This window comes from Pseudomonas sp. Ma2-10 (genome assembly GCF_054330215.1).
In genome coordinates this window covers 1-495 of record NZ_JBTEYL010000087.1, presented here as the reverse complement: position 1 = coordinate 495, position 495 = coordinate 1, and the positions used below count along the sequence as shown (strand labels likewise).

General features: G+C 63.8%; 1 pseudogene. It reads right to left on the bottom strand.

Annotated features, from left to right (window positions below):
- Nucleotides 1–495: pseudogene (locus ACXPVS_RS27420) on the bottom strand (DUF637 domain-containing protein); the annotation flags it as partial.

Below are 495 nucleotides of genomic sequence, written 5' to 3'. Positions count from 1 at the left end.
GCCGACGTTGTTGATGTCGCGCCCGGCCTTGAGGGTCAGGTTGTTGGCCGCTTCGATTCGGGCGGCGTTGTCGACGAAGTCGGTCTGCTCGGTGCGGTAACCGCTGCTGCTTTGGTGAGTGGTGACGGGGCGTTCGTTGATCACGTCGCCCTGAGTCGCGGTCAGCGAGATATCACGGCCGGCGATGATGCCGCCGGCTTTGTTGACGATGTTGTTGGTGGCCAGCAGGTCGAGGCGATTGCCGGCTTCCACCAGACCGCTGTTGACCAGATCGTTGGTGGCGGTGGCCGACAGGTTGTTGGAGGCGCGCAAGGTGCCGGCGTTGTTCAGGTCCTTGCCGGCGATCAGGGTCACGTCGCTGCCCTGGATCAGGGCGCCATTGGCGGCCAGGCGGTTGTTGGCGTTGGCCAGGTACAGCACTGGCACCAGCACTTGCTCGCCGTTCACTTCGGCGTTTTCCATCCAGACAATGTCGTGGGTCAGGGCCGCGACTTG